The 24,151-nt window shown below is 69.0% G+C and carries 19 protein-coding genes; 10 read left to right on the forward strand and 9 right to left on the reverse strand.

Annotated elements, in window-relative coordinates; all coding sequences use genetic code 11:
* Positions 1 to 81 precede the first annotated feature (81 nt).
* Complete coding sequence (locus IWC96_RS09180) at positions 82 to 1,005, reverse strand: L-threonylcarbamoyladenylate synthase (RefSeq protein WP_021695942.1); 924 nt, start codon at positions 1,003 to 1,005, stop codon at positions 82 to 84.
* Between the two features lie 10 nt (positions 1,006 to 1,015).
* Entirely contained in the window at positions 1,016 to 1,564 is a 549-nt protein-coding gene (locus IWC96_RS09185; protein WP_021695943.1) for a cytochrome b, read from the reverse strand.
* Between the two features lie 160 nt (positions 1,565 to 1,724).
* Between IWC96_RS09185 and IWC96_RS09190 the strand changes: the two genes are divergently transcribed.
* Positions 1,725 to 3,509 (forward strand): acyl-CoA dehydrogenase, encoded by a 1,785-nt coding sequence (locus IWC96_RS09190; RefSeq protein WP_196838777.1) that lies wholly within the window; start codon positions 1,725 to 1,727, stop codon positions 3,507 to 3,509.
* On the opposite strand, the gene IWC96_RS09195 is transcribed toward IWC96_RS09190, so the two are convergent.
* The 4 genes from IWC96_RS09195 to IWC96_RS09210 are packed head-to-tail and all read right to left on the reverse strand — an operon-like array spanning position 3,506 to position 6,999.
* Positions 3,506 to 4,156, reverse strand: a complete 651-nt coding sequence (locus IWC96_RS09195) for an ABC-type transport auxiliary lipoprotein family protein (RefSeq protein ID WP_021695945.1) — start codon at positions 4,154 to 4,156, stop codon at positions 3,506 to 3,508. The two genes, IWC96_RS09190 and IWC96_RS09195, sit on opposite strands and share 4 nt — an antisense overlap.
* The gene (locus IWC96_RS09200; RefSeq protein ID WP_021695946.1) at positions 4,153 to 5,091 is read right to left on the reverse strand and encodes an MlaD family protein; all 939 of its coding nucleotides are present in this window, start codon (positions 5,089 to 5,091) and stop codon (positions 4,153 to 4,155) included. Before IWC96_RS09200 ends, IWC96_RS09195 begins: the two co-directional genes overlap by 4 nt.
* A 25-nt stretch (positions 5,092 to 5,116) precedes the next feature.
* Positions 5,117 to 5,890 carry an ABC transporter ATP-binding protein gene (locus IWC96_RS09205; protein WP_021695947.1) on the reverse strand — a complete coding sequence of 258 codons (774 nt, stop codon included), beginning with the start codon at positions 5,888 to 5,890 and terminating at the stop codon, positions 5,117 to 5,119.
* Entirely contained in the window at positions 5,887 to 6,999 is a 1,113-nt protein-coding gene (locus tag IWC96_RS09210) for an ABC transporter permease (RefSeq protein WP_196838778.1), read from the reverse strand. The genes IWC96_RS09205 and IWC96_RS09210 overlap by 4 nt, the downstream gene beginning before the upstream one ends.
* A gap of 170 nt (positions 7,000 to 7,169) precedes the next feature.
* Here IWC96_RS09210 and IWC96_RS09215 point away from each other — a divergent pair, with 170 nt between their 5' ends.
* Genes IWC96_RS09215 through IWC96_RS09225 form a run of 3 tightly spaced genes read left to right on the forward strand, consistent with a single transcriptional unit; the run spans position 7,170 to position 10,911 of the window.
* Positions 7,170 to 8,213: an extracellular solute-binding protein gene (locus IWC96_RS09215; protein ID WP_021695949.1), complete on the forward strand. Its 1,044-nt coding sequence runs from the start codon at positions 7,170 to 7,172 to the stop codon at positions 8,211 to 8,213.
* Positions 8,214 to 8,236: 23 nt separating this feature from the next.
* Positions 8,237 to 9,844 (forward strand): iron ABC transporter permease, encoded by a 1,608-nt coding sequence (locus tag IWC96_RS09220; protein ID WP_196838779.1) that lies wholly within the window; start codon positions 8,237 to 8,239, stop codon positions 9,842 to 9,844.
* A gap of 20 nt (positions 9,845 to 9,864) precedes the next feature.
* Positions 9,865 to 10,911, forward strand: coding sequence for an ABC transporter ATP-binding protein (locus IWC96_RS09225; protein ID WP_196838780.1), 1,047 nt, complete (start codon positions 9,865 to 9,867; stop codon positions 10,909 to 10,911).
* Positions 10,912 to 10,924: 13 nt separating this feature from the next.
* Here the strand turns inward: IWC96_RS09225 and IWC96_RS09230 are convergent, their stop codons facing one another.
* A complete protein-coding gene (locus IWC96_RS09230; protein WP_021695953.1) occupies positions 10,925 to 11,854 on the reverse strand; it encodes a flagellin in 930 nt (309 codons plus the stop codon).
* Positions 11,854 to 13,965 carry a flagellar hook-associated protein FlgK gene (gene flgK, locus IWC96_RS09235; protein WP_021695954.1) on the reverse strand — a complete coding sequence of 704 codons (2,112 nt, stop codon included), beginning with the start codon at positions 13,963 to 13,965 and terminating at the stop codon, positions 11,854 to 11,856. Before flgK ends, IWC96_RS09230 begins: the two co-directional genes overlap by 1 nt.
* Before the next feature lie 384 nt (positions 13,966 to 14,349).
* Between flgK and IWC96_RS15995 the strand changes: the two genes are divergently transcribed.
* From IWC96_RS15995 to mnmA, 5 genes are all read left to right on the forward strand, one after another.
* The gene (locus IWC96_RS15995) at positions 14,350 to 15,918 is read left to right on the forward strand and encodes a flagellar hook-length control protein FliK (protein ID WP_231378993.1); all 1,569 of its coding nucleotides are present in this window, start codon (positions 14,350 to 14,352) and stop codon (positions 15,916 to 15,918) included.
* Between the two features lie 3 nt (positions 15,919 to 15,921).
* Positions 15,922 to 16,659, forward strand: a complete 738-nt coding sequence (locus IWC96_RS09245) for a flagellar hook assembly protein FlgD (RefSeq protein ID WP_021695957.1) — start codon at positions 15,922 to 15,924, stop codon at positions 16,657 to 16,659.
* Between the two features lie 34 nt (positions 16,660 to 16,693).
* Positions 16,694 to 18,142, forward strand: a complete 1,449-nt coding sequence (gene flgE, locus IWC96_RS09250) for a flagellar hook protein FlgE (protein ID WP_021695958.1) — start codon at positions 16,694 to 16,696, stop codon at positions 18,140 to 18,142.
* Positions 18,143 to 18,312: 170 nt separating this feature from the next.
* Positions 18,313 to 18,597 (forward strand): DUF1153 domain-containing protein, encoded by a 285-nt coding sequence (locus IWC96_RS09255; protein WP_021695959.1) that lies wholly within the window; start codon positions 18,313 to 18,315, stop codon positions 18,595 to 18,597.
* A gap of 104 nt (positions 18,598 to 18,701) precedes the next feature.
* Positions 18,702 to 19,904 (forward strand): tRNA 2-thiouridine(34) synthase MnmA, encoded by a 1,203-nt coding sequence (gene mnmA, locus IWC96_RS09260; RefSeq protein ID WP_162471529.1) that lies wholly within the window; start codon positions 18,702 to 18,704, stop codon positions 19,902 to 19,904.
* Between the two features lie 161 nt (positions 19,905 to 20,065).
* On the opposite strand, the gene IWC96_RS09265 is transcribed toward mnmA, so the two are convergent.
* The gene (locus IWC96_RS09265) at positions 20,066 to 22,060 is read right to left on the reverse strand and encodes an acyltransferase family protein (protein WP_196838781.1); all 1,995 of its coding nucleotides are present in this window, start codon (positions 22,058 to 22,060) and stop codon (positions 20,066 to 20,068) included.
* 144 nt (positions 22,061 to 22,204) lie between these two features.
* On the opposite strand from IWC96_RS09265, the gene IWC96_RS09270 reads away from it, so the two are divergent.
* The gene (locus IWC96_RS09270; RefSeq protein WP_021696136.1) at positions 22,205 to 24,142 is read left to right on the forward strand and encodes a S9 family peptidase; all 1,938 of its coding nucleotides are present in this window, start codon (positions 22,205 to 22,207) and stop codon (positions 24,140 to 24,142) included.
* Positions 24,143 to 24,151: the final 9 nt, after the last annotated feature.

Here is a 24,151-nt window from a genome sequence, read left to right on the forward strand (position 1 = left end):
GACGATCGGGTTGTTGCCGAGGGATTGAAGAAGAACGCCATCAGCTGTTCGATGCAGCCTCAGGCCCAGCGGACTGTGGGCCTAGCCCACGAAACCCGCCGCCCTTTTCAATCGATCGTTGACCGCCTCGCCCAGACCGTGCGCGGGAATGGGCGCCACCGCGATGGCGCGGGGCTTCTCGCGGTCGGCCTCGCGCAGCATGCGGAACAGATTGGCGGCGGTCTCGCGCAGATCGCCTGCCTCGGACAGGCTCCAGCGTCCCTGCCCCACCGGGCCGAAGCCCAGCAGGATTTCGCCCGCCTCGGCCCGATCCGCATTCAGCCGCACCGGCGCATCCGGCGCATAGTGCAGGGCCAGCCGTCCGGGCGAGCGATGCCCCTCTCCGCCGCCCTCAGACAGGGGGCCGGCCACGGCCTCGATCTCGTCGCGCGTCACCGAGCCGGGGCGCAGCAAACGGAGCGCGCCGTCCATCACCGCCACAACCGTGCTCTCCACACCTACCGCACAGGGGCCGCCGTCCAGGGCCGCGCCCGCATGGGCGCCCGTCTCCTCGACCGCGTCATCGAAGGTGGTGGGGCTGGGCCGTCCCGAGCGGTTGGCGGACGGCGCCACCACCGCGCCGCCGAAGGCTGCGATCACCGCCCGCGCCCGGGTGTGGCCGGGCACGCGCACCGCCACCGTGTCCAGACCCGCCCGCGCCAGATCACAGACCGCAGCCCGGTCCCGCACCGGCGCCACGAGGGTCAACGGCCCCGGCCAGAAGGCGTCGGCGAGGCGCCGCGCCCGGTCATCCAGCACCGCGATCCGCTCGGCCTGCGCCGCGTCGGCCACATGGGCGATCAGGGGATTGAAGCGCGGCCGACCCTTGGCCTCGAAGATGCGCGCCACCGCCTCGCCGTTGGCCGCGTCGGCGGCCAGCCCATAGACCGTCTCTGTCGGCAAAATCACCAGTTCGCCCCGCTTGAGGGCGACGGCGGCGTGCTGGATCTCGGCCTCGGGCGTCATGCCCCTCAGCTTACGCCCTCTGGCGCAGGAAGGGCAGCATGCGCTGCAGCACATTGTCCTTGTCGATGAAGTAGTGCTTCAGCGCACCGGCCACGTGCAGGGCGATGAGGATGTACAGCGACTTCACCACCGCTTCGTGGATCGCCATCATCAGCCCGGCCGTCTCGCGTCCGCCGCCGACAGGCAGCAGGGGCCAGTTGAACAGGCCGTACCACTCCAGCGCCCGACCCGCCGCCGAGGACGCCAGCCATCCGGTCAGGGGCATCACCAGCAGCACCACATAGAACAGGATGTGCGTCGTGCGCGCCGCCAGCTTCTGCCAGCGCGGAGTCCCTTCGGGCAGGGGGATCGCCGGATGCTTCACCCGCCAGCCGAGGCGGAACAGCGTCAGCAGCAGGATCGACATGCCGTTGGCCTTGTGGGTCGCCATCCACAGGCCCGCATTGGGCCCTTCCTGATCCGCCGCCGAGATCAACAGCACCTGGCCGATCACCAGAACGGCGATGACCCAGTGCAGGGCCATGGACACGGCGGAATAACGGCTGCGGGTCTGGATCATGGCGTCCCTCCTGTATGGTGACGCCCACAGTGACCCGACCGGCGCCGTTCGCCAAGATGCGCGATGCATCCTCGCCGGCTTGACCCTGCGTGATCTTGCGCATGCGCCCCGCATCCCTCAATCAGAAGCGAAAGAAAACGCACCGCTTCAGGAACGACCCATGACCTTCCGCGCCCCCGTTCGTGATCTGGCCTTCGCCCTCGAGGCCATCGCCGGCATCGACGACGTCGCCGCCACCGGCGCCTTTCCCGACTATGACGCCGATCTGATGAGCGCGGTGCTGGACGCCGCGGGCCAGTTTTCGGAGCAGGTGCTCGCGCCCCTGAACCGGGTGGGCGACCAGAAGGGCTCGGTCTACGCCGAGGGCTCGGTCACAGCCGCGCCCGGCTTCGCCGACGCCTATCGCCAGTTCGCGGCCGGCGGCTGGACCGGCCTGTCCGCCGATCCCGCCCATGGGGGCCAGGGCCTGCCCAAGGCGCTGGAGCTTGCGGCGTTCGAGACGGTGCACGCGGCCAACATGGCCTTCGGCCTGTGCCCCATGCTCTCGCTGGCGGCCATCGAGGCGCTGCAGGAGCACGGGACCGACGCGCAGAAGGACACCTGGCTGTCGAAACTCGTGTCCGGCGAATGGACCGGCGCCATGGTGCTGACCGAGCCCCAGGCGGGCACCGACCTGGGATCACTGACCGCCACCGCCACGCCGAACGGCGACGGGACCTACGCCCTGAACGGCCAGAAGATCTTCATCACCTGGGGCGACCACGACGCCACCGACAACATCGTGCACCTGGTGCTGGCCCGCCTTCCCGACGCCCCCGCCGGTCCCAAGGGCATCAGCCTGTTCCTGGCGTCCAAATACCTGCTCAAGGACGACGGCTCGCTGGGCGAGCGCAACGCCTTCCGCCCCGTGGGCGTCGAGCACAAGCTGGGCATCCACGCCTCGCCCACCTGCGTCATGAGCTATGAGGGCGCCACCGCCGAACTGGTGGGCGAACCCAATCAGGGCCTGTCGCATATGTTCACCATGATGAACGCCGCGCGCCTGGCCGTAGGGGTCGAGGGCGTCGGCATCGCCGAGCGGGCTTATCAGGCCGCCCTGGCCTATGCGCTGGACCGCCGTCAGGGCCGCAGCGTCTGGACCGGCGAGCACAACGCCCCGATCTTCGACCATCCCGACGTGCGCCGCATGCTCTCGGTCATGAAGGCCCGGATCGAGGCGGCCCGCGGCATCTGCCTGTCCACCGGCGTCGCCGCCGACCTGGCCCGCCACGCAGAAACCGAGGAAGACCGCCGCAAGTGGAAGGCGCGCGAGGATCTGTTCACCCCCATCGCCAAGGCCTGGTCCACCGACATGGGGGTCGAGGTCGCCTCCATGGGCGTTCAAGTTCACGGCGGCATGGGCTTCATCGAGGAGACCGGCGCAGCCCAGCATTACCGCGACGCCCGCATCGCCCCGATCTACGAAGGCACCAACGGCGTCCAGGCCATGGATCTGGTGGGCCGCAAGCTGTCCATGGACGGAGGCGAGGCCGCCCGCGCCGTGATCGCCGACATGCTCGAAACCCTGACCGCCATGGCAGGGTTGTTCGAGGGCAAGCCCGTCGAGCGCTTCTCCACGGCGATCACGGCGGTGGAGGACGCCACCCTGTGGCTGATCGACCGCAAGGGCGAGGCGGACGGCGCGGCGGACGTGCTGGCGGCGGCGGACGCCTATCTGCGTCTGATGGGGGACGTCATCGGCGGCTGGATGCTGGCCAAGGGGGCCCTGGCCGCCAAAGCCCGGCTGGATGCCGGCGAAGGCGATCCCGCCTGGCTGAACGGCAAGATCGCCCTTTACGAGGTCTACGCCGCCAATATCCTGGGCCACGTCTCAAGCCGCCTGGCCGCAGTGGGCCAGGGCGGAGCGCTGCTTCAGCGCATGACGCCGCAGGCCTTGGGCGCCTAGTTGCTCTCAGGCACAGGCGTATTGGCCGCCGCCGCGTCGGTCCAGTCGACGATCTGGGCGCTGACATCGGCGCTCGCCGCGTCAAAGGCGGCGACAATGGCCGAGACGCGGTTGTCCGACGCCGGAACACTCACGTTGAACAGACGCTCGTCCACCACCTCCCGGTCCGGGAACTGCAGGAGGCGGGCGCGGGCCACGATGTGGGCCACGGGCACGGCCCCTTCGTAGGCGTAGCGCGCCTCGAACGACCGCACGTCGATGTCCAGTGACAGGGCCGAGCGGCTGAACTCGCGCGGCCCGATCAGGCGGGTGTTGCGGCTCTGGTCCGAGAAGGCGCCGAGGAGGGCCTCGGTGAACAACTGGTCCGCCGGGCTGACCCAGCGGGCGCCCCCGAGGTAGGCGGCCTCGGTCCCGGTGATGGCCAGGATGCGGTCGCCGCGCGCGGCCTCTGAGAACTCGATCCGCCGCATTGAGACAGGGCGAAGCGCGCCCGTCGGCGCGGGCGGGGCCGCCTGCATCCCGGCCTCGGACGCGCCGAAGCGGTACATCTGCACCGGGTCTGGCGTGGACAACAGGGCGCAACCGGCGGTCAGACCCGCGGCGGCCGCGATCACGGCCACACGTTTCAGGATGAGGGCTCGGTTCATTGTTCGACCTCGAGTTCGATGGATTCCGGGCGGCCGATGAAGTCGCGCGGGCTGGAGCGCACTTCATCCACCAGGCGCTCCAGCGAGTCCGCCGCCTCCTCCAGGCTCTGGATGGCGATGGCGAAGCGCGGCAGGCCGTTGGTGGCGAAGTCGTTGACCGGCCCCTGCAGGCCCTCGGTCGTGTCGTTCAGGGTGCTCATGGCCGCCTCGGCCTGGGCTGCGGCGCGCTCGATGCTGGCGATGGCGCGGGCGCCGTCGCCCTCCACCAGCTGGCGGGCGCTGGCGCCCAGGGCCTCGTATTCGGCCATGGCGCGGTTGGCGCCGGCCAGCGCCTCCTCCATCTCACGCAGCATGCCGCGCCGGGCCTCCAGTTCGGTGGAGACCTCCTCGATGTTGCTCAGGCTGGTGGAGAATGAGCGGATGTTGTCGTCCGACAGCACCCGGTTGATGCGGTTCAGCGCGTCCACCGCCTCGGCCAGCACGGTGCCGCCGCCCTGCAGCAGCTCGGCGATGGGGCTGGGCTGGCTCTGGATCACCGGCACCACATCGTCATCGTACTGGGCCTTCAGCAGGGCGCTTTCAGCTTCCCCGGCCGTGACCTGGATATAGTTCAGGCCGGTGATGCCCTGGGGCTCCAGCTGGGCGCGGGAGCTGACCCGGATGGGCGTGCCGCCGTCCACGCGGACGCGGGCCACCACCTGGTCGGGCTGGTCCGGGTCGAGGGCCAGATCAGACACCTCGCCCACGCGGATGCCGTTGAAGTGGACCTCTCCGCCCTCCTGAAGCCCGCGCACGGGACCGTAGAAGACGATGTCGTAAAGGTCGTACTCCTCGGCGAACTGGAAACGGGCCAGCCAGATGACGAACACGGCCAGGGCCGCGACGATCGCGACCGTGACCATGCCGACAGCGGCGTAATGTGCGTCTCTTTCCATGCCTAATCCGTCCTCCTGACGGGTCTCATGCCGCTCGGGCCGCGGCGCGTCCGCGCGGGCCGAGGAAATATTCCTGGATCCAGGGATGGTCTGACTTCTCAAGCTCCTGGACCGGGGCCTTCTCGACCACCTTTTTGTCGGCCAGCACGGCGACATTGTCGCACACCGCGTACAGGCTATCGAGGTCGTGGGTGATCATGAAAATGCTGAGATGCAGGTCATCCGACAACGTGCGGATCAGTTCGTCGAAGGCCGCCGCCCCGATTGGGTCCAGACCCGCCGTGGGCTCGTCCAGGAACAGCAGCTCCGGGTCCAGGGCCAGGGCGCGGGCCAGGCCGGCGCGCTTCTTCATGCCTCCGGACAGTTCGGCCGGCTTCAGGTGATGGCTTTCTGGCCCCAGACCGACCATGGCGATCTTCAGCTCGGCCAGTTCGCGGATGGTGTCGCGCGACAGCCTGGTGTGCTCGATCAGGGGCGATGAGACATTCTCGATCACTGTCAGGGCTGAAAACAGCGCGCCCTGCTGGAACAGGACGCCGGACCGGCGCTCGGCCTCGGCATGCTCTTCCTTGGTCATCTCGGAGACGTCCTTGCCGAACAGGCGCACCGTGCCGCCGTCCGCCGTCTTCAGGCCGAGTACGGTGTTCAGCAACACGGTCTTGCCGCTGCCCGAGCCACCGACCACGCCCAGCACCTCGCCGCGCTCTAGGGTCAGGTCCAGATCCTGATGGATGACCCGGTCGCCGAAGGCGGTGAGCAGGCCCTCGACCTCGATGACGAATTCGGAACGCCCGGTCATACGCCCATCTCCATGAACAGCAGGGCGAAAAGCGCATCCAGGAAGATGATGGCGAAGATGGCCTGCACCACCGCTGCGGTGACGCGCCGTCCGAGGGACTCCACATCCCCGGACACCGCCATGCCTTGACGACAACCGATGGCCGCCACGACGATGGCGAAGACCGGCGCCTTGGACAGGCCCACCCACAGGTGCTCGACGCCCACGTTCTGTTCAATGCGCAGGATGAAGAAATTGGGCCCCAGGTTCAGCTGACTCCAGGTGACCAGCATCCCCCCCAACATGCCGGCGATCACGGCGATGAAGGTCAGCAGCGGCAGCATGAGCAGCAGGGCTGCCAGGCGTGGGATCACCAGGGCCTGGAACGGATCCACGCCCATCACCTTCATGGCGTCGATCTCCTGGTTCATCTTCATGGAGCCGATCTCGGCGGCGAAGGACGAGGACGAGCGGCCGGCCAGCAGCACGGCGGTGATGACCACCGCGAACTCGCGGAAGACCGAGATGCCGATCAGCTCGACCGCGAACACCTGGGCCCCGAACTGCTGCAGCAGGTCCGCGCCGATGAAGGCGATCACCGCGCCGATGAAGAAATTGGTGGCGATGACGATGGGGATGGCGTCCAGCCCCGCACGTTCCACATGGGTGACCCATGCGGCCCAGCGGATGCGGCCAGGATTCTTGAGGGTGCTGCCCAGAGCCAGGACCAGCCGGCCCAGAAAGGCCATGGTCTGCATGGCCTCGCTCAGAACGTCATAAACGCCCTGGCCGATCTTGGAGAAGGTGCGGATGATGGCGTCCGGACGCTTCGGCGTCTCGGCCGTGCCGCGTTCCAGCCTTTCCACCAAGGCGTAGATGCGGCCGGCTCCGGGGTTGCTCTTCCAGGTCTTCTCCGGGACCGGAACGTCCAGAGCCTGCACCAGCACCAGGGCGCCGGCGGTGTCGAAGCCGTCCATGTCGCTGATGTCGACGCGGTCCACGGTGACGCCGTCCAGGGCGCGGTTCAGCCGCTGCGGCAGGCGGCGCAGGCCTGTGGTCGTCCAGTCCCCGGACAGGCGCAGCACGGCGCCCTTGCCGCCCGAATCGATCTGGAATTCCGCTGCCTTCATGCGCGCATCATATCCTGCCCCCGCGCATCGCCTAGATGGCGTCGCTGCGTGGACGCCTAACGTTTCGGCGTCTGTTTCCGTTCAGTCACAGCCGCACAGGCCGCCGAACGCTTCTTGCGATTTATTCGCAATGCCTCTAGGACGCCTGCACAGCCCTTTAGGAGTCCCCCATGCGCCTTCGCCTGTCCCTGATCGCCGCCGTCGCCGGCGCCGCCGCCCTGGCCGCCTGCGGCCAGAATAATCAGGCCGCCGAGAGCGGCTCCGGCGAGGTGAACCTCTACACCGCCCGCCACTACGACGCGGACCTGGCGCTGTACGAACGGTTCACCGAAGAGACCGGCATCCGGGTCAACCGCATCGAGGGCAACGCCGACCAGCTGATCGCCCGCATGCAGAGCGAGGGCGCCAACAGCCCCGCCGACGTCTTCGTCAGCGCCGACGCCGGCGCCCTGTGGCGGGCACAGAACGCGGGCCTGTTCCAGGCGGCCGAGTCGGAAACCCTGAACGAGGCCATCCCCGAGAACCTGCGCGCCTCGGGCGGCGAGTGGTTCGGCTTCTCCCGCCGCGCCCGCGTGGTGGCCTATAATTCCGAAACCGTCAGCCCCGACGAGATCGACACCTATGAAGAGCTGGCCTCGCCGCGATTCCGGGGTCGGCTGTGCGTCCGTTCGGGCGATAACGTCTACAACCTGTCTTTGGTCGGCGCCCTGATCGAGGCCTGGGGCGTGGACAAGACCCGCGACTGGGTCGAGGGCATCGTGGCCAATATGGCGCGCCAACCCGAAGGCGGCGACCGCGATCAGATCCGCGCCGTCGCGGCCGGGGTCTGCGACATCGCCCTGACCAACAGCTACTACTATATCCGCATGGCCTCGGGCGACGACGAGGGCGATCGCGCCCTCACCGAGACGGTCAAGCTGGGCTTCCCCAGCCTGGACGGCCAGGGCAGCCATGTGAACATCTCCGGCGGCGGGGTGGCGGCCAATGCGCCGAACCGCGAAAACGCGGTGCGCCTGCTGGAATTCCTCGCCTCGGCCGAGTCCCAGACGCTTGTGTCGCAGTACAACAACGAGTTCCCGGCCAGCCCGAACGTGCCCGCGCCCGCGCCGGTGGACGCCTATGCGGACTTTGACGCCCACCCGATGCCCGTCTCGAGCTACGGCCCGAACCAGGCCCAGGCCCAGAGCCTGATGAGCGAAGCGGGCTGGCGATAAGCCCCCTGCCTGCACCGCAGACCATGGACGCCCGCCCGGTCGCACGACGGGGCGGGCTTTCGTCGTTTCGCCTGACCCCCCTGAGGGTGCTGGCCCTGCTGGCCGCGATCACGGCGATCCTGCCGCTGATCGGGGTGGTGGCGGCGGCCCTGTCGGGCGGGGGGGCGGACATCGCGGCCCGGGACGTGACCCGCTACGCCCTGACCTCGGCGGCCCTGGCCCTGATGGTGGCGGTGCTGACCGGGGTGAGCGGCTCCATCGCCGCCTGGCTGGTGGTGATGCATCGGTTTCCCGGCCGGAACCTGTTCGCCTGGGCCCTGGCCCTGCCACTGGCCGCCCCCGCTTTCGCGGTGGCCTACGCCTACGCCGACCTGTTCGACGTGGCGGGCGATCTGCGCATGTGGATGCGGCCCGCCCTGGGCTTCGACCTGCCCTTCGAGATGCGGACCCTGTACGGCGCGGCCTTTGTATTGAGCTGCGCCTTCTACCCCTATGTCTATCTGGCCACCCGGGCGGCCTTCGTGAACCAGTCGGTCCATGCGCTGGAGGCGGCGCGGACCCTGGGCGCCACCTCGCGCGGCGCCTTCCTGCGCGTAGCCCTGCCGCTGGCCCGGCCGGCGCTGGCGGCGGGCATGGCGCTGGCGGTGATGGAGACCCTGGCCGACTACGGCGCCGTGCAGTTCCTGGCGGTCCAGACCCTGACCACCGGCGTGGTGCGGGCCTGGTCGGTCTATGGCTCCACCGCCTCGGCGGCCCAGTTCGCCCTGCCGCTGATGGGCGCGGCGGCGCTGCTGATGTGGCTGGAGCGCTGGGGCCGCAAGGGACGCGGCTTCGAGAGCCCCAACGCCCGCTGGCGGCCCCTGCCCACCACGGCCCTGAGCGGGGTCAAGGCGTGGGGCGCGACCGCCTTCTGCCTGGCGCTGCTGACCTTCGGCCTGTTGCTGCCCGCCGGATGGCTGGCCTGGTCGTCGCTGGACATCACGCCCGAGTGGCCCCGCCTGCAACGGGCCGCCCTGCACACCGTGAGCATGGGCGGGATCGGGGCGGTGGTCACCGTCCTGCTGGCCGGCGCCCTGGCCCTGGGCGCGCGGACCATGCCGCTGGCCGCGCGGGTCGCCAGCCTGGGCTATGCGACGCCGGGCGCGGTCATGGCCATCGGCCTTCTGGCCCCGGCGGCGGTGATCTGGCGCATCTTCCCCGGCGCGGCGTCCGGCTTCGGCATGGGCCTGGTGCTGCTGATCTACGCCTACGCCGCCCGGCTGATGGCGGCGGCGCTGGAGCCCATCGACTCCGGCCTCTCCAAGGTGACGCCGAACATGGTCTGGGCCGCGCGCGGTCTGGGCCGCACCGAGGCGGGCGCCGCGGCCGCAGTGCAGATCCCGGTGGCCTGGGGCGCCCTGCTGACCGCCGCCCTGGTGGTCTTCATCGACGTGCTGAAGGAACTGCCCGCCACCCTGATCCTGCGGCCCTTCAATTTCGACACCCTGGCGGTGTTGGCCGACAACTACGCCCGGGACGAGCGCCTGTCGCAGGCGGGGTGGCCGTCCCTGATGATCGTTCTCATCGCCCTGCCGGCGGTGATATGGCTGTCGCGGAAGGTCGCCGCCTCCCGCCCCGGCGCCGACGCCTGAAGCCGAGCCATGACGTGAACATGCATGTGAAAACCCCGCAGACGCTGACCCGGCCCGTCATCACGGCGCGCGGCGTCACGCGGCGTTACGGCGCCAAGACGGCGGTGGCGGCGGCGGATCTGGATCTGCATCCCGGCCGGATCACCTGCCTGCTGGGTCCGTCGGGCTGCGGCAAGTCCACCCTGCTGCGCCTGATGGCGGGCCTGGAGCCGGTGGACGACGGCTGCATCGAGGCGGACGACGCCGTGCTGTCCGGACCCGGCGTCCATGTGCCGCCCGAACAGCGCGGCGTGGGGCTGGTGTTCCAGGACTACGCCCTGTTCCCCCACCTGAGCGTGCTGGACAATGTGGCCTTCGGCCTGAAGCATCTGCCGCGCAAGGAACGCAAGGCGCGCGCCCTGGCCCTGCTGGAGAAGGTCCGGCTGGCCGCCCGCGCCGAGGCCTGGCCGCACATGCTGTCGGGCGGCGAGCAGCAGCGTGTGGCCCTGGCCCGTGCCCTCGCGCGCGAGCCCGCCGCCGTGCTGCTGGACGAGCCGTTCTCGGGATTGGACAGCCATCTCAAGAGCGAGGTGCGCGAGACCCTGATGGCGGCCCTGCGCGCCGCGGGCGCCGCCGTGCTGGTGGTCACCCACGACGCCGAGGAGGCCCTGCTCATGGCCGACGATCTGGTGCTGATGAGCGAAGGCCGCATCCTTCGGGCAGGCGATCCGGGCGACTGCTACCTGAACCCCACCTCCATGGCGGCGGCGCGCCTGTTGGGCGAGGCGAACGCCTTGCCCGCCCGCATTGCGAACGGCGTGGCCGAGACCGTCTTCGGGGATCTGCCCGCGCCCGGTCTGCCCGACGGCGCCGGGACCGTCATGGTGCGGCCCGAGGGTCTGCGCCTGTGGCTGGAGGGCGCCCCGGCCGAGATCGTCTCCACCGCCTTCGGCGGCGGCTTTCATGAGGTGACGGTGGTCGCCGCCGGCCAGACCGCGCGGCTCCGGCTGCACGGCGGGGTTCCGGCGGTGGGGGATCAGGTGCGGGTGACCATCGACGCCGACCGCGCGCGGGTGTTCGCCGCCTAGGCCCGATCCGGCCCTAGAAGCGAAGCAGGTTCAGCAGCGACGTGGACTGCAGCTGGCTGATGACCTGGGCCGAGGCCTGGATCGAGAACTGCGACATCTGCAGATCGGTCACCGCCTGGGCCATGTCCGCGTCGGTGCGGTCGCCGATCAGCTCCTGCAGCGACACCTGCTGGTTGTTGTGGGACGCTAGGATGGAGTCCACCCGCGCCTGGATGGAGCCCGAGCGCGCCGCTGTGTCGGTGACGTTGTTGTGTGCGTCTCGCAACCGGCCCAGCTGGGTCGTCAGGAAGTCGCGCGTGACGTCATCGATCTGACCATCGAGAGGACCGTTGGGTCCGGTGTGGTATTCCTGAATGTCGCGGAAGATCTGGAACAGCTCGCTTCCCACGTCATCCGCCAGGAAGCCGGTCTGGAGAGTGGCGTTTTCGTCCAGACGGGAGACCGTCGCCAGTTCGTCATTGGCGAAGACCGAGGCCACGTCCGGCGCGGCGGCCAGATCGGCCAGGGTGTCGATGGAGATCGGCTGATTCTGGGTGTCGGCGCCCGCAAACAGATAGCGGCCCTGATGCTTGGCGTTGAGCCCGTCCTGGGCGGTCTGGAAATAGGACTGCATCTCCAGCATCAGGCCGTCGGCGCGTCCGGCCGCGATGGCCTCGGCGATGGCCTGTCGGGCTCCGTCGGCGCCGGCGGCGATCCTGTCGAAAGCGAGCGCTTGGGTGGTCATGCGGGCGGCCACGGCCTCGCCGGTCTGGATGAAGCCGTTGATGCGGCTCTTCGCTGACTTCAGCGCCGTCAGGGTTTCGGCGCCCCGGCCATAGCCCGTCAGGTCATGGGCGACCTTCTCGGTGGACAGGCGCTTCTGGGCTTCCAGTCCACGCGACTGCGCCGACATCAGATTGAGCAGGGCGCTCTGGTAGTTTCCGAAGGTGGAGACACGGGTCATCACATCATCCCCATCAAGGTGTCATACATGTCGTTGGCGGCCTGGATCAGGCGCGCCGAGGCGTTGAAGGCCTGCTGGTAGGTGGTCAGCAGCACGAGTTCCTCATCCAGATTCACCCCCTCCTGCGCCACCTGACGGGCAGTGGCCTCGTTGTAGAGGCCTTGGGCGGCTTCCTGACGGGCCTTGGCGATGGACGCCTTGGCGCCGATGTCGCCCGCCATCTCGGAAGCGTATCGCGAGATGGAGATGGGTCCGCCAGAAGCGCCGCCCGCCGCCTGGAACGCCGCGGCGTTCTGGCCGGCGTCCGCCAGCAGCAGGGCCCCGCGACCGTCGCCCGAAGACAAGCCCGAGGTTCCCGGCGCCGCGCTCAGGTCCAGTTGGGCCAGGGCAAGATGGCTGGGGCTCTGGCGGATGTCGGCGCGGATCGAGAAGCCGTCCGCCCGCGAGGCTCGCGTCCCGCCGATGCCGAACAGCTCGGTCAGGGAGACGCCCGACGGAACCTGGGTCGTGCGGTCCTCCAGCACCGACAGCTGCGGCGCCGGCGTGCGGGCCGAGATGAAGCTCAGCGCGCCGGACGCGTCCAGCGAGAAACTGCCGAAATAACCCACCCCGGTGTTGGAATCGTTCAGGGCGATCAGAAGGTCATCCACCGTCCCGCCCGCCGGGATCGTCACCTCGATGTCGCGCAGGCGCGCGCCGGTGTCGCCGGTGAAGCGGAACTTCAGCGTCTCGCCCGCCGTGAAGCCGTGCGGCGAGGTCGTGGTCAGGCCGGTGTCATAGAGCGCAGGCCGGTCTGTGGAGACCAGATCGTTGAGGCCGAAGAAGTGCGAGAAGCCGCGCCCGGTCTTGCTGGAGGGATCGGCGGGATCGTCGGCCACCACCAGGCCGTTTACGCCCGCGGCCTCCAGACTCAGCACCCCGCCCGCGAAGCTGGCGGTGGCGGCCCCGCCCAGTTCGGCGTTCAGCACCGCCAGGAAGGTGGCCGGGGTCGCCGGGGTCCCGTTGAGGGTCATGGTCCCGCCCGAGAAGACGATCTCGACCTGGTTCTGGACCACGCCGGCGGGATCGACCACGGCGATGTTGGTGGTGCCGGAAAAGCCGGCGACGGCGTTCTCGAACGACTGGCCCACATTGCGGCCGGTGAGGGTCGCGGGAGCGGGCACGGCGCTGTTGGCGTTGTGGGCGCGGTTCAGCTCGTCAGCCACACGCGTGACCAGTTCGGCCAGCCGTTCGGAGGCGGCCGGAGCGTCCACATTCCGCAGTTCGAGCAGGCCTTTGATCTCGCCGGAGGTGATGTTCTCGGCCAGGGACCGCTTGGTGCCGCGGGGCTCGGTCACCCAGATTTCGGAAAAGGCGCTCTCGCTGTTGACCGATCCGGCGCGCTGATACTCCAGGGTGGCGTACCCGTCCCCGGCCAGCAGCACGCCGGCGGAGGTGCGGACGCTGACTCCGCCCTGGGTGCGGGCGCTGACGCGGACATCCATCAGCTCCGACAGTTCACCGATCAGCTTGGCCTGGGCGCTTTCGGCCCCGGAGGCGTCAGCGCCGGTGACCGAGGCGCGGGAGATCTCGATGTTCAGGGCCTCGATCTGCTCAAGCAACAGGTTGGCGCCGTCCACCGCGCTCTGGATGCGGCCGTCAGCGTCCTCGCGCACCGCCTGGATCTGGGTCTGGATGCGGGCGGATTCGTCGAACAGGGCCTCGGCGCGGAACAGGGCTTCCTGCCTGCGGGGCGAGGAGATGGGATCCTCCGCCGCCACGGCGAAGGCCGAGAACATCTCGTCCACCTGGCTGAAGAAGTCCGTCCCGCCGCTGGGGTCGCCGAACAGGTTCTGGATGCGGTCGAACAACTCGTAGCGCACGCCCTGGCGCGCGGCCTCGGCGCCCGCGTTGAAACTGGCGGCCTGAAGGAAACGATCGGTGGCCAGCCGCACCCGCGCAATCTCGACCCCGGCGCCCATGCCCTGGGTGGTCATGGCCCGTTGCTCGGCCACCTTGCGGACGTAACCGGGCGTATTGACGTTGGCGACGTTGTCCGAAACCACCCGCAATTGACCCTGGGCCGTCATCAGGCCCGAGGTGGCGGTGTTCATGATCAGGTTCAGGGACATCCGCGTACGCCTTCAGCACCGCGACCCGGCAAAGCCTGCTGGCGCCCGGGCGGTTTTTGCCCGGCGTCATCCAGTCGATATTTGCTCAAGTCATTGATCGTCATGACATTCTCAATTCACGGCGGTCGGCCGCGCTGATCACGGCGCAAGGGGCGGGCCAGTCGGCGGCTCTGCCCGGCGCCGGGCAAGAAAGGGCGCTCGGCACGGCAAAAAGCGCCTCTCGGACCGATTGAACGCGCACGTCGAATTTCAGTTTTCTTTCGTGATTTCAGACTGATGATGGGAATACGGCCATGTGGCGCGGCCGTTGCTTGGGACATCGATGTGAAATTCCGGGCGCAGCACGCGCCACCCCATCCCCAAGCCTCAAGGCCCGCCCGGTCCATGTCAGCGCTCGATCTGTTCGCCATGCTGAACGCCCCCCTTGCGGGGAACGGCGCCGGTGCGTTCACGCCCGGTCAGCCTGACGGCCAGGCCGACGGCGCCTTCGCCGGCCTGCTGGCCATGATCGCGCCACAGGGCGAAGGGACGGGCGAGGCGGCGACGGCTCCGACGACGGCCAGTGTCGGCATGTCCCTGGCGCCGTTCCGCTTCAACGGGTCGCCCCCCCTCGTCGCGTCCGACGAGGCATCGTCGGACAGCACCGGAATCGAAGACGCAGACGACGCCGGACTTGATGCGGAGGTCGTCGTTCAGGCCGGGCTCGGGGTCCCGGCGCCGCCTCCCGCAGCCTTGACGCCGACCCTCGCGCCGGCTCTCCCGACCAACTCATCCGTGTCGGCTGTCGAAGCGACTCCGACCCCGTTTGAAGCCTCCCCCCAGGCGGGCTCGGCGACGACCTCTCCTGAAGCGGACCCGGCGCCCCCGCCGGTTCTCTCCCCCGAGGGCGAACCCTTGATGGCGAACGGCCGGCCCACGGCCGCCGCGCCGGGACACTCTGAAGCAAACGCCGGGGTCCAGGTCGCTGCGCCACAGGGCGCCCAGATCGTTCAAACCAACCAGACCGCGCAGACCACGCCCGCGTCTCAGCCGGGCGCCGTCCCCGACCCGTCAGCAGCCGTTGCGACGCCCGAAACCGCGCCGGAAACGACCCGAACCGCTACAACCGCTGCAAGCGCTGACGCACGCGCCGCGACGGAGGCCGCGCGCGCGCTCGGCCAGCAGGCGGCCACGACCGCCCTCGCCCCCGAGGCCGAGCGGCTGGTCCAGCCGCCTCGACCCGACCCGGCCCAGACCGACCGACGCGGCGAGCGACGTGACGGGGAGAGCCGCTCCAGCCTGTTCGCCACGACGGAATCCGGGGAAGCGTCCCGTCCTTCCGTCGCCGCACCCGCCCAGACCAACGCCGCTGTCGCCGCACCCCCGCCGCCCCGTCCCGGAACCCCGCCGGTGGAGGCCCGCGTCGAACCCGCCCACATGGCCGTGAATCCGGCGGCGCCCGACGGCGAAGCGGCACCCGAGCCGGCTCGCACCCTCGACAACCAGAGCGCCGCCTCCGTCCGCGAGCACCTGCCGAGCACCTTGTCGCGGGCGGGCGTCGAGACCACCGCCATGCTGTCCGCCCAGATCGTGCGGCGGCTTGAGGCCCGGTCCACCCGCTTCGACATGGTGCTGACGCCGGAACACCTGGGCCGGGTCGATGTGCGCATGGAAGTCGACTCCGACGGTCAGCTGACCGCGCGTCTGGCCTTCGACAATCCGGCCGCCGCCAACGAACTGCGCGGCCGCGCCGACGAACTGCGCCGCCAGCTGGAAGCCGCCGGCTTCCAGATGTCCGACACCTCGCTGGAGTTCGCCGAGCGTGAGGGCGGACGACGCGACCAGCCCTTTGACCGCCGCGATCGCGCCTTCACCGGCGCAGGACGCCTGGCCGACACCGCCGACGCCATTTCCGCGCCCCCGCGCTGGACCGCCCTAAGCCTGACGCCCGAGGGCGTCGACATGAAAGTCTGACCCATGGTTGACGTCATCTCCACAGCCCAGGCTGGCAGCCGGATGAACGCCGGCAGCCAGATGATGGCCTCGAACTTCGAGACCTTTCTTCTCCTGCTCACCGCCCAGCTGAAGAATCAGGACCCGTTGTCCCCGCTGGATTCAAACGAGTTCACCGGCCAGCTGACCCAGATGGCCGGGGTGGAGCAGCAGCTGCTCACCAACGACCTGCTGACCGCCCTTCTGGAACAGAACGGCGGCGGGGCGATGACGGGCGCGGCCAACTACATCGGCCGCGAGGCCACCGCCGCCTGGGAGGCGGTGAAGTATCAGGACGGCGCGGCCACCTGGAGCTACGAACTGGCGTCGGACGCCGCCGATGTGACCGTCGAGGTCCTGAACGGCAACGGCGACGTGGTCTGGACCGGCCAGGCCGACCAGACCGCCGAGGGCGTGCACGACTTCACCTGGAACGGTCAGACCGCAGGCGGCGGCCAGGTCCAGCAGGGCGGCGTCTACACACTGCGCGTGAGCGCCGCCTCGGCGGGCGGCACGGCGGTGGATTCACAGGTGCTGATCCGCGGGCGGGTCAGCGGCGTCGAGATGTACGACGGCCAGCCCTTCCTGACCATCGGCCGCTCGGTCGTGCCCCTGACCCATGTCATCGCCCTGGAGGAACAGGCCCAGGCCCAACTTCCGCCGGACGACGACGAGGAGAGCCTGATGGCCTCCATCGTCTCGGCCCTGAACCCCTTCAACTGAACCCACTGAACACTTTCGTTCCAGGAGTCCCACCATGAGCATCAACAGCGCGCTTCTCGCAGGCGTTTCGGGCCTCGCCGCCAACTCGGCCGCCCTGTCCGCCATTTCCCAGAACATCGCCAATGTGAACACCATTGGCTACAAGCGCTCCCAGGGCGAGTTCCAGACCATGGTCAACGCCCAGAACCAGGGCGCCGGCTATTCTGCGGGCGGCGTCATGGCCAACACCCGCAACTTCATCAGCCAGGCGGGCCAGCTGCAACGCACCGGCTCATCGACCGACCTGGGCATTTCGGGCGCCGGCTTCTTCGTGGTCACCGAGCGAGCCGAGGGGCTGACGCCCGCCGACACCCGCCTGTTCACCCGCGCCGGCGCCTTCCGCGTGGATGAGATGGGCTATCTCAAGAACACGGCGGGCCTCTATCTGCAGGGCTGGCCGGTGGACAGCGACGGCAACATCAACGCCGATCCATCCGACCTCAACCGCCTGCGCTCCATCAACGTCGGCACCGTCGGCGGCACCGCCGAGGCCACCACCCGTGTGCAGCTGAACGCCAACCTGCGCTCCAGCCAGGAGGTGTCCGCCGAAGCCCTGGCCGTCACGACAGCGGGGCCCAACGCCTATGACCCCGCCACCAACTCCATGGCCATGTGGGATCCTGAGCTGGGAACCGGCGTGAAGCCGGACTTCGAGTTGACCATCCCGGTGTCGGACTCCAAGGGCGGCCAGCGCAGCCTGGCGGTGTCCTTCCTCAAGAGTGACACGCCCAACCAGTGGTACGCCGAAATCCGCGCCATCCCCGAGGGCGATGTGGTCACCGGCGCCGGCCTGAACAACGGCCAGCTGCGTTCGGGCATCGTCGCCTTCACCCAGGACGGCCGTCTGGATGTGCCGGCCATGCAGGCCCTGGGCGCCGCCGCCCTGTTCGATGATCCGGAGAACGCCAGCCTGTCCTTCGGCGCTTCGGACAGCGGCGCACCGGCCGCCGGAGAATTCCGCTGGGCCGACGAGCTGGGCATCGATAACCAGGTCGTGACCTTCGATCTGAACGCCTCGGCCGGCGGCCTGACCCAGTACGACAGCGCCTCGGTGGTGCAGGCGACCCTGACCAACGGCACCGCCTTCGGCAACCTGACGGACATCCAGATCGACGACCAGGGCTCGGTCACCGCCATTTTCGACAACGGCGTGATGCGGCGCATCGCCCAGGTGACCCTGGCCACCTTCCCCAGCCCGGACAATCTGACTGCGGTGAACGGCAACGCCTATTCCGTCAGCCAGGCCAGCGGCACCTATAACCTCAAGGCCCCCGGTTCAGGGGGGGCCGGTTTCATCGGCGCTTCGCAGCTGGAGGCCTCGACCGTGGACCTGTCCACCGAGTTCACCGGCCTGATCACGACCCAGCGCGCCTACTCGGCCTCGTCGAAAATCATCACCACCGCAGACCAGATGCTGGAAGAGCTTCTGATGATCAAACGCTGATACGCGGGCAAGTAATCGTTAGAGTCGATGAATCATTGCCTAAGCAAACCGGGTGGAATCCCTTGGGAAACGGCGGATTTTATCTTTCCGTTCACCAAGGCGCTTAAGCGGCCTTTTAGGGCGTCGGCCTATGCTCATGATCGTGATGGTGACGTACGAGGCTCAAGCCCATGCTGAAAGAACAGCGCCTAAATAACCGCGGCGAACGGTATGTGGTGGGCCCGACGGGCACCCCGCTGACCCTCGCTGACCTGCCGCCGCCCAACACCGATCGTTGGGTCATCCGCCGCAAGGCGGAGGTGGTCGCCGCCGTGCGCGGCGGTCTGCTCTCGCTTGAGGACGCCCTTGAGCGCTATCGTCTGACCGCCGAGGAATTCATCGCCTGGCAAAAGGCGATCGACAAATGGGGCATGCAGGGCCTGCGCACCACGCGCATCCAGCATTACCGCCAGTAGTCGCGGGGTTTCTCCGAAGGTTTCAGGGCCGCGTCCGCAAGGGCGCGGCCCTTTCCTTTGGGCGCAGCCTCGAATTCTCCGTCTTTAACCCCTAAATGGCGGCCATGACCCTGATGGAGCCCCTCTGCCCTGTCCCCGATATCGCGCGCACTGACATGGACGCGGCGATCGAGTCCGCGCGCGCGGCGGTCGGCCTGCCCGTGGGCGCAAGGGTTGTGGCGGCCATGTCGGGCGGGGTGGACTCCACCGTGGTGGCGGCCCTGCTGGCCAGGGCCGGCTACGACGTGGTGGGCGTGACCCTGCAGCTCTACGACCACGGCGCGGCGCTGAAGAAAAAGGGCGCCTGCTGCGCCGGTCAGGACATCCACGACGCCCGGCTGGCGGCCGAGATGATCGGCATTCCCCATTATGTGCTGGATTATGAAAGCCGCTTCCGCGACGCGGTCATCGACCAGTTCGCCGACAGCTATCTGCGCGGTCAGACGCCGGTGCCCTGCATCCGCTGCAATCAGACGGTGAAGTTCCGCGACCTGCTGGACGTGGCCCGGGATCTGGGCGCCGAGGCCATGGCCACCGGGCACTATGTGCGCCGCGCCGCCGTCGGCAATCGCGCCCAGATGCGCAAGGCCGTCGATCACTCCCGCGACCAGTCCTATTTCCTGTTCGCCACCACGGCCGATCAGCTGGACTATCTGCGCTTCCCCCTGGCCGATCTGGAGAAGCCCCAGGTGCGCGGCGTCGCCGCCGAACTGGGCCTGAAGATCGCCGCCAAGCCGGACAGCCAGGACATCTGTTTCGTGCCCACCGGCGATTACCGCACCCTGATCGACCGGCTGCGGCCGCAGGGACGCGAGGCCGGCGAGATCGTGCACATGGACGGCCGCGTGCTGGGGACCCATTCCGGCATCACCGACTACACCATCGGCCAGCGCCGGGGTCTGAACGTGGCGGTGGGCGAGCCCCTCTTCGTCGTCAAGCTGGAGCCGGAAACCCGCCGCGTCATCGTCGGCCCGCGCGAGGCGCTGCTGACCGCGTCCCTGACGCTGGAGGAGACCAACTGGCTGGGCGACCAGGCATCCATTGAGGAAGCGGCCCGCGACGGCGCGGCCGTGCTGGCCCGCGTGCGCTCCACCCGCGATCCCTCCCCCGCCCGCCTTGCCATGGAAGACGGCGCGGTGGCCGTGGTGTTCCATGAGGGCGAGGAAGGCGTGGCCCCGGGACAGGCCTGCGTCCTCTATGACCCCGCCGATCCCGACCGCCTGCTGGGCGGCGGCTTCATCAAGGGCACGACGGCGGTGGCGGTTTAGGGTCCCACTGCTCAGGATTTCACATCCGCTCATCCCCGCGAAAGCGGGGACCCAGTCCTGTCCAGCGTGGCGCCGGAGCTTCAGGACTGACGGATGTCACCTGATCCTGATCCGCTGCAACACCCAAAGCACTGGGTCCCCGCTTTCGCGGGGATGAGCGGTCAGGGATTCCTGCCTGCGATCCGGTCCAGCACGGGCATCAGTTCGTCCCTCAGCATCGGAGCCAGCGAGCGGGCGTAGGTCGATCCGAAGTGGTGGGTGTCGTGATAGACCATCACATTGCCCATAACCGCCGGACAGGTGGTCTCGTCACAGAAGAAGCGCGAGAAATCGAGCGGATACAGACCCTCGATCTCCGTCACCTGCAGCGTGGGGTTCTCCGGCGACAGCAGGTCCGTCCGCGCCCGTGAGCAGCGCGCCGCATCCCGACCGAACCGCTCCACGCATTCCGCCACATCGAACTGGAACCACGGCGTGTCGCGCATGCCCACGATTGGGATGCCCAGCGCCTCCAGCTCGCGCCAGCGGTCCACATAGCCCGGCGCGATCTCGTCGGCCGCATATTCGCCGCGCGTGGTGGTGGTGAAGACCGCGTCGGGGCGGAGGCGCTCCAGCTCGGCCATGACGTTGCGGTTCCACACGGCGCAGGACGGCGGCTCGTGCGGCTCCGGCGTCTCGCGGAACAGGCAGGCGCTCTTGGTGAAGATCATCAGCTTCCACTCCGAGCCCTCCACCGCGCCCTGCAGGGCCGGAAACCACTGGGTCACGTGCGAGCCGCCCACCACCGCCAGGGTGTAGGGCGCGTCCGGGTCGCCATAGACGCAGTTCGGCGTGGCGGTCCCGGTCTCGGACTGGTGGCAGCCGTTGTCGTAGAGCTCGGGCCGGTCGGCGCGCACGGTGAACGGGCCCGGCGTCACGGGCGCTTCGGGAATGTCGCGTCCGAAGGCGGCGGCGCCGGGATAGGCCTCCGCATCCGCCAGCCGCGCCCACTCGGCGCGGGCCTGGAATTTGGTGTAGCCGATCCAGCCCACGGCGACCCCGCCGGCCACCGCCACGGCGGCGGCCCCGGCGATCAGGATGCGCCAGGGTTTTGCGTCGCTGAGATACCGCGTCGGCCCCTCGATGAAACGCAGGGTCAGGTCCGCCGCGAGGACGGACGCGCCCATGATCACCAGCCCCGCCAGCGGGGTGGCCACCGTGCGTTCGCTGATCGCCAGATACGCCAGCAGGATCGGCCAGTGCCACAGATACAGCCCATAGGACCGGTCCCCCAGCCAGGTGAACGGACGGCTCCCCAGCAGCCGCGCCACGCCGAAGCGGCTGGCGCCCAGGCCGCCGATCAGCACCATGGCCGCGCCCAGCGTCGGCCACAGGGCCGCATAGCCGGGAAACACGGTGGAGACCTGCAGCAGGAACCCGCACGACACGATCAGGGCCAGGCCCAGCCAGCCGACGATCAGCCGCATCCCCTCGCCCAGCTTCAGCCGCGGCAGGATCAGGGCGACGATGCCGCCCAGGGCGAACTCCCACAGCCGGGCGAAGGTGTCGAAATAGGCGGCGGGCTGGTCCCGCGCCGTATGGATCACCGACCAGGCCAGCGAGCCCACGAACATCAGGATCAGGAACCCCGTCACCGCCTTGGTGCGGTCGATGGCGGTCTTGCCCAGCGCCCAGGCCAGGCCCCACATGGCCACGCCGAAGAAGGCCAGCGCCTGCACCTGCACCGCCATGGCCCAGTAGTGCTGCACCGGCGCGGTGGCCGCGTCGCGGGTCAGATAGTCGGTGGAGAACCGGATCAGGTACCAGTTCTCCAGATAGGCGGCCGAGGCGATCACATGTTTGGCGTAGGGCTCCCACCGCACGCCCGGCGCCCACAGCGGCGCGGTCAGGACGATGACCACCAGCACGAACAGGGACGCGGGCAACAGCCGCTTGGCCAGCTTGGCGGCGTAGCGGATCACGTCCACCGAGCCCTTGGCCACCGCCTCCCGGCCCAGCGAGCCGATCAGCAGGAAACCGGACACCACGAAGAACACGTCCACCCCGCCGGACACCCGGGCGAACCAGATGTGAAACACGGCGACCAGCAAGGCGCCGACGGCCCTCAGGCCCTGGATGTCTCCGCGACGATCGGTGCGCGCTGGCGCGACGGACATGGGCGTTCCCCGGCAGTTAAGCGCTCTCCCTGCCACGGTCCCGGTTACCGTCGGCTCAACGACCGGCGATTAATTCCGCGACAGCCTGCATCCGCCGTGATGGGATGACGCCTCTAGAGATCATCATCGATAGAGGGGTTTTCCATGCGTAAGCTCGCCTGCCTGGTCTCGGCGCTCGCCCTGACCGCCGCCGTTCCCGCCCTGATCGCCCCCGCCCCGGCTCTGGCCCAGGCGTCCGCATCGGCCGAAGCGCCGCGCACCTACACCGCCGCCCAGTTCTTCGAGACCACCAGCTATGGCATGGCCAGCCCGTCGGGCGCGGCCTTCTCGCCGGACGGGTCCTCGATCCTGATCTCCAGCGACCGCACCGGCGTGTTCAACGCATGGGCCCTGCCCATAGCCGGCGGCGATCCGGTCCCGCTCAGCGCCTCCACCGACGTGGCCACCTTCGCCGAGAGCTACTTTCCCAACGACGGCCGGGTGCTGCTGACCGCCGATTCCGGCGGCGGCGGCAGCGAACTGACCCATGTCTATGTGCGCGAGGAGGACGGATCCGTCCGCGACCTGACGCCGGGCGAGAACGTCAAGGCCGACCTGCTGGGCTGGAGCGCCGACGGCGCCACCTTCTGGATCACCTCCAACGCCCGCGACCCGCAGGTTTTCGACCTCTACGCCTATGACGCGGCCACCTATGAGAGCCGGCTGGTGTACGAGAACCCCGGCATGTTCATCTCGGCCATCTCGCGCGACGGGCGCTGGCTGGCCATGGACAAGCCCATCACCTCCGCCGATTCCGACGTCTATGTGGTGGACCTGCAGAGCGGCGGCGAGCCGGTGCTGATCACAGAACATGAAGGCAATGTCGCCCACGGGACCTACGACTTCACCCCCGACAGTGCGGCCCTGATCTACGCCACCAACGCGCACGGCGAGTTCAACCAGGCGTGGCGCCACGACCTCGCCACCGGCGAGAAGACCCCCTTCCTCGCGGCGGACTGGGACGTGATGTACGTCGCTTTCTCGCCGTCCGGCCGCTACCGGGTGTCCGCCGTCAACGCCGACGCCTCCACCCAACTGACTCTGCTGGACACCACCACCAATCAGCCCGTCGCCCTCACCGGCGTGCCGGACGGCGACATCGCCCAGGTGCGTTTCAATGACGACGAGAGCACAGTCGCCTTCACCGTCTCCTCCGACACTTCGCCGTCGGACGTGTTCGTGGCGGACATGGCGACCGGACAGGCGCGACGCCTGACCACGGCCCTGAACCCCGCCATCGCCGAAAGCGATCTGGTGGAGGCTGTCATCGTCCGCTACCGCGCCTCGGACGGGGTGGAGATCCCGGCGGTGCTGTATCGCCCCCGCGGCGCCTCGGCCGACAATCCGGTCCCCGCGCTGGTGCTGGTGCATGGCGGCCCGGGCGGCCAGACCCGGCGCGGCTATTCGGCCATGGTCCAGCATCTGGTCAATCACGGCTATGCGGTGCTGGGCGCCAACAACCGGGGTTCGTCCGGCTACGGCAAGACCTTCTTCCACATGGACGACCGCGCCCACGGCGAGGCCGACCTTCAGGACATCGTCGACGGCGGCCAGTGGCTGCGCGAGCAGGACTGGGTTGCCGACGATCAGGTGGCGGTGATGGGCGGGTCCTACGGCGGCTACATCACGGCTGCGGCCCTGGCCTTCCACCCGGAAGCCTTCGAGGCGGGGGTCAACATCTTCGGTGTCACCAACTGGGTGCGCACACTGGAGTCCATCCCGCCGTGGTGGGGCGCCCAGCGGGACGCCCTCTATGACGAGATGGGAGACCCGGCCACCGACGCCGAGCGCCACCGCCGCATCTCGCCCCTGTTCCACGCCTCCAACATCGTCCGGCCCATGCTGGTGGTCCAGGGCGCCAATGACCCGCGCGTGCTTCAGGTGGAAAGCGACGAACTGGTCGCCGCCATCCGCGCCAACGATGTGCCGGTGGAATATGTCCTGTTCCCCGACGAGGGTCACGGCTTCCTGCGCCGCGAGAACCGCATCACCGCACAGGAAGCCTATCTGGCCTTCCTCAACGAACACGTGCGGGACGACTAGGCCGGTAAT

The organism is Brevundimonas sp. BAL450 (assembly GCF_015767455.1).
Taxonomy (GTDB): domain Bacteria; phylum Pseudomonadota; class Alphaproteobacteria; order Caulobacterales; family Caulobacteraceae; genus Brevundimonas; species Brevundimonas abyssalis.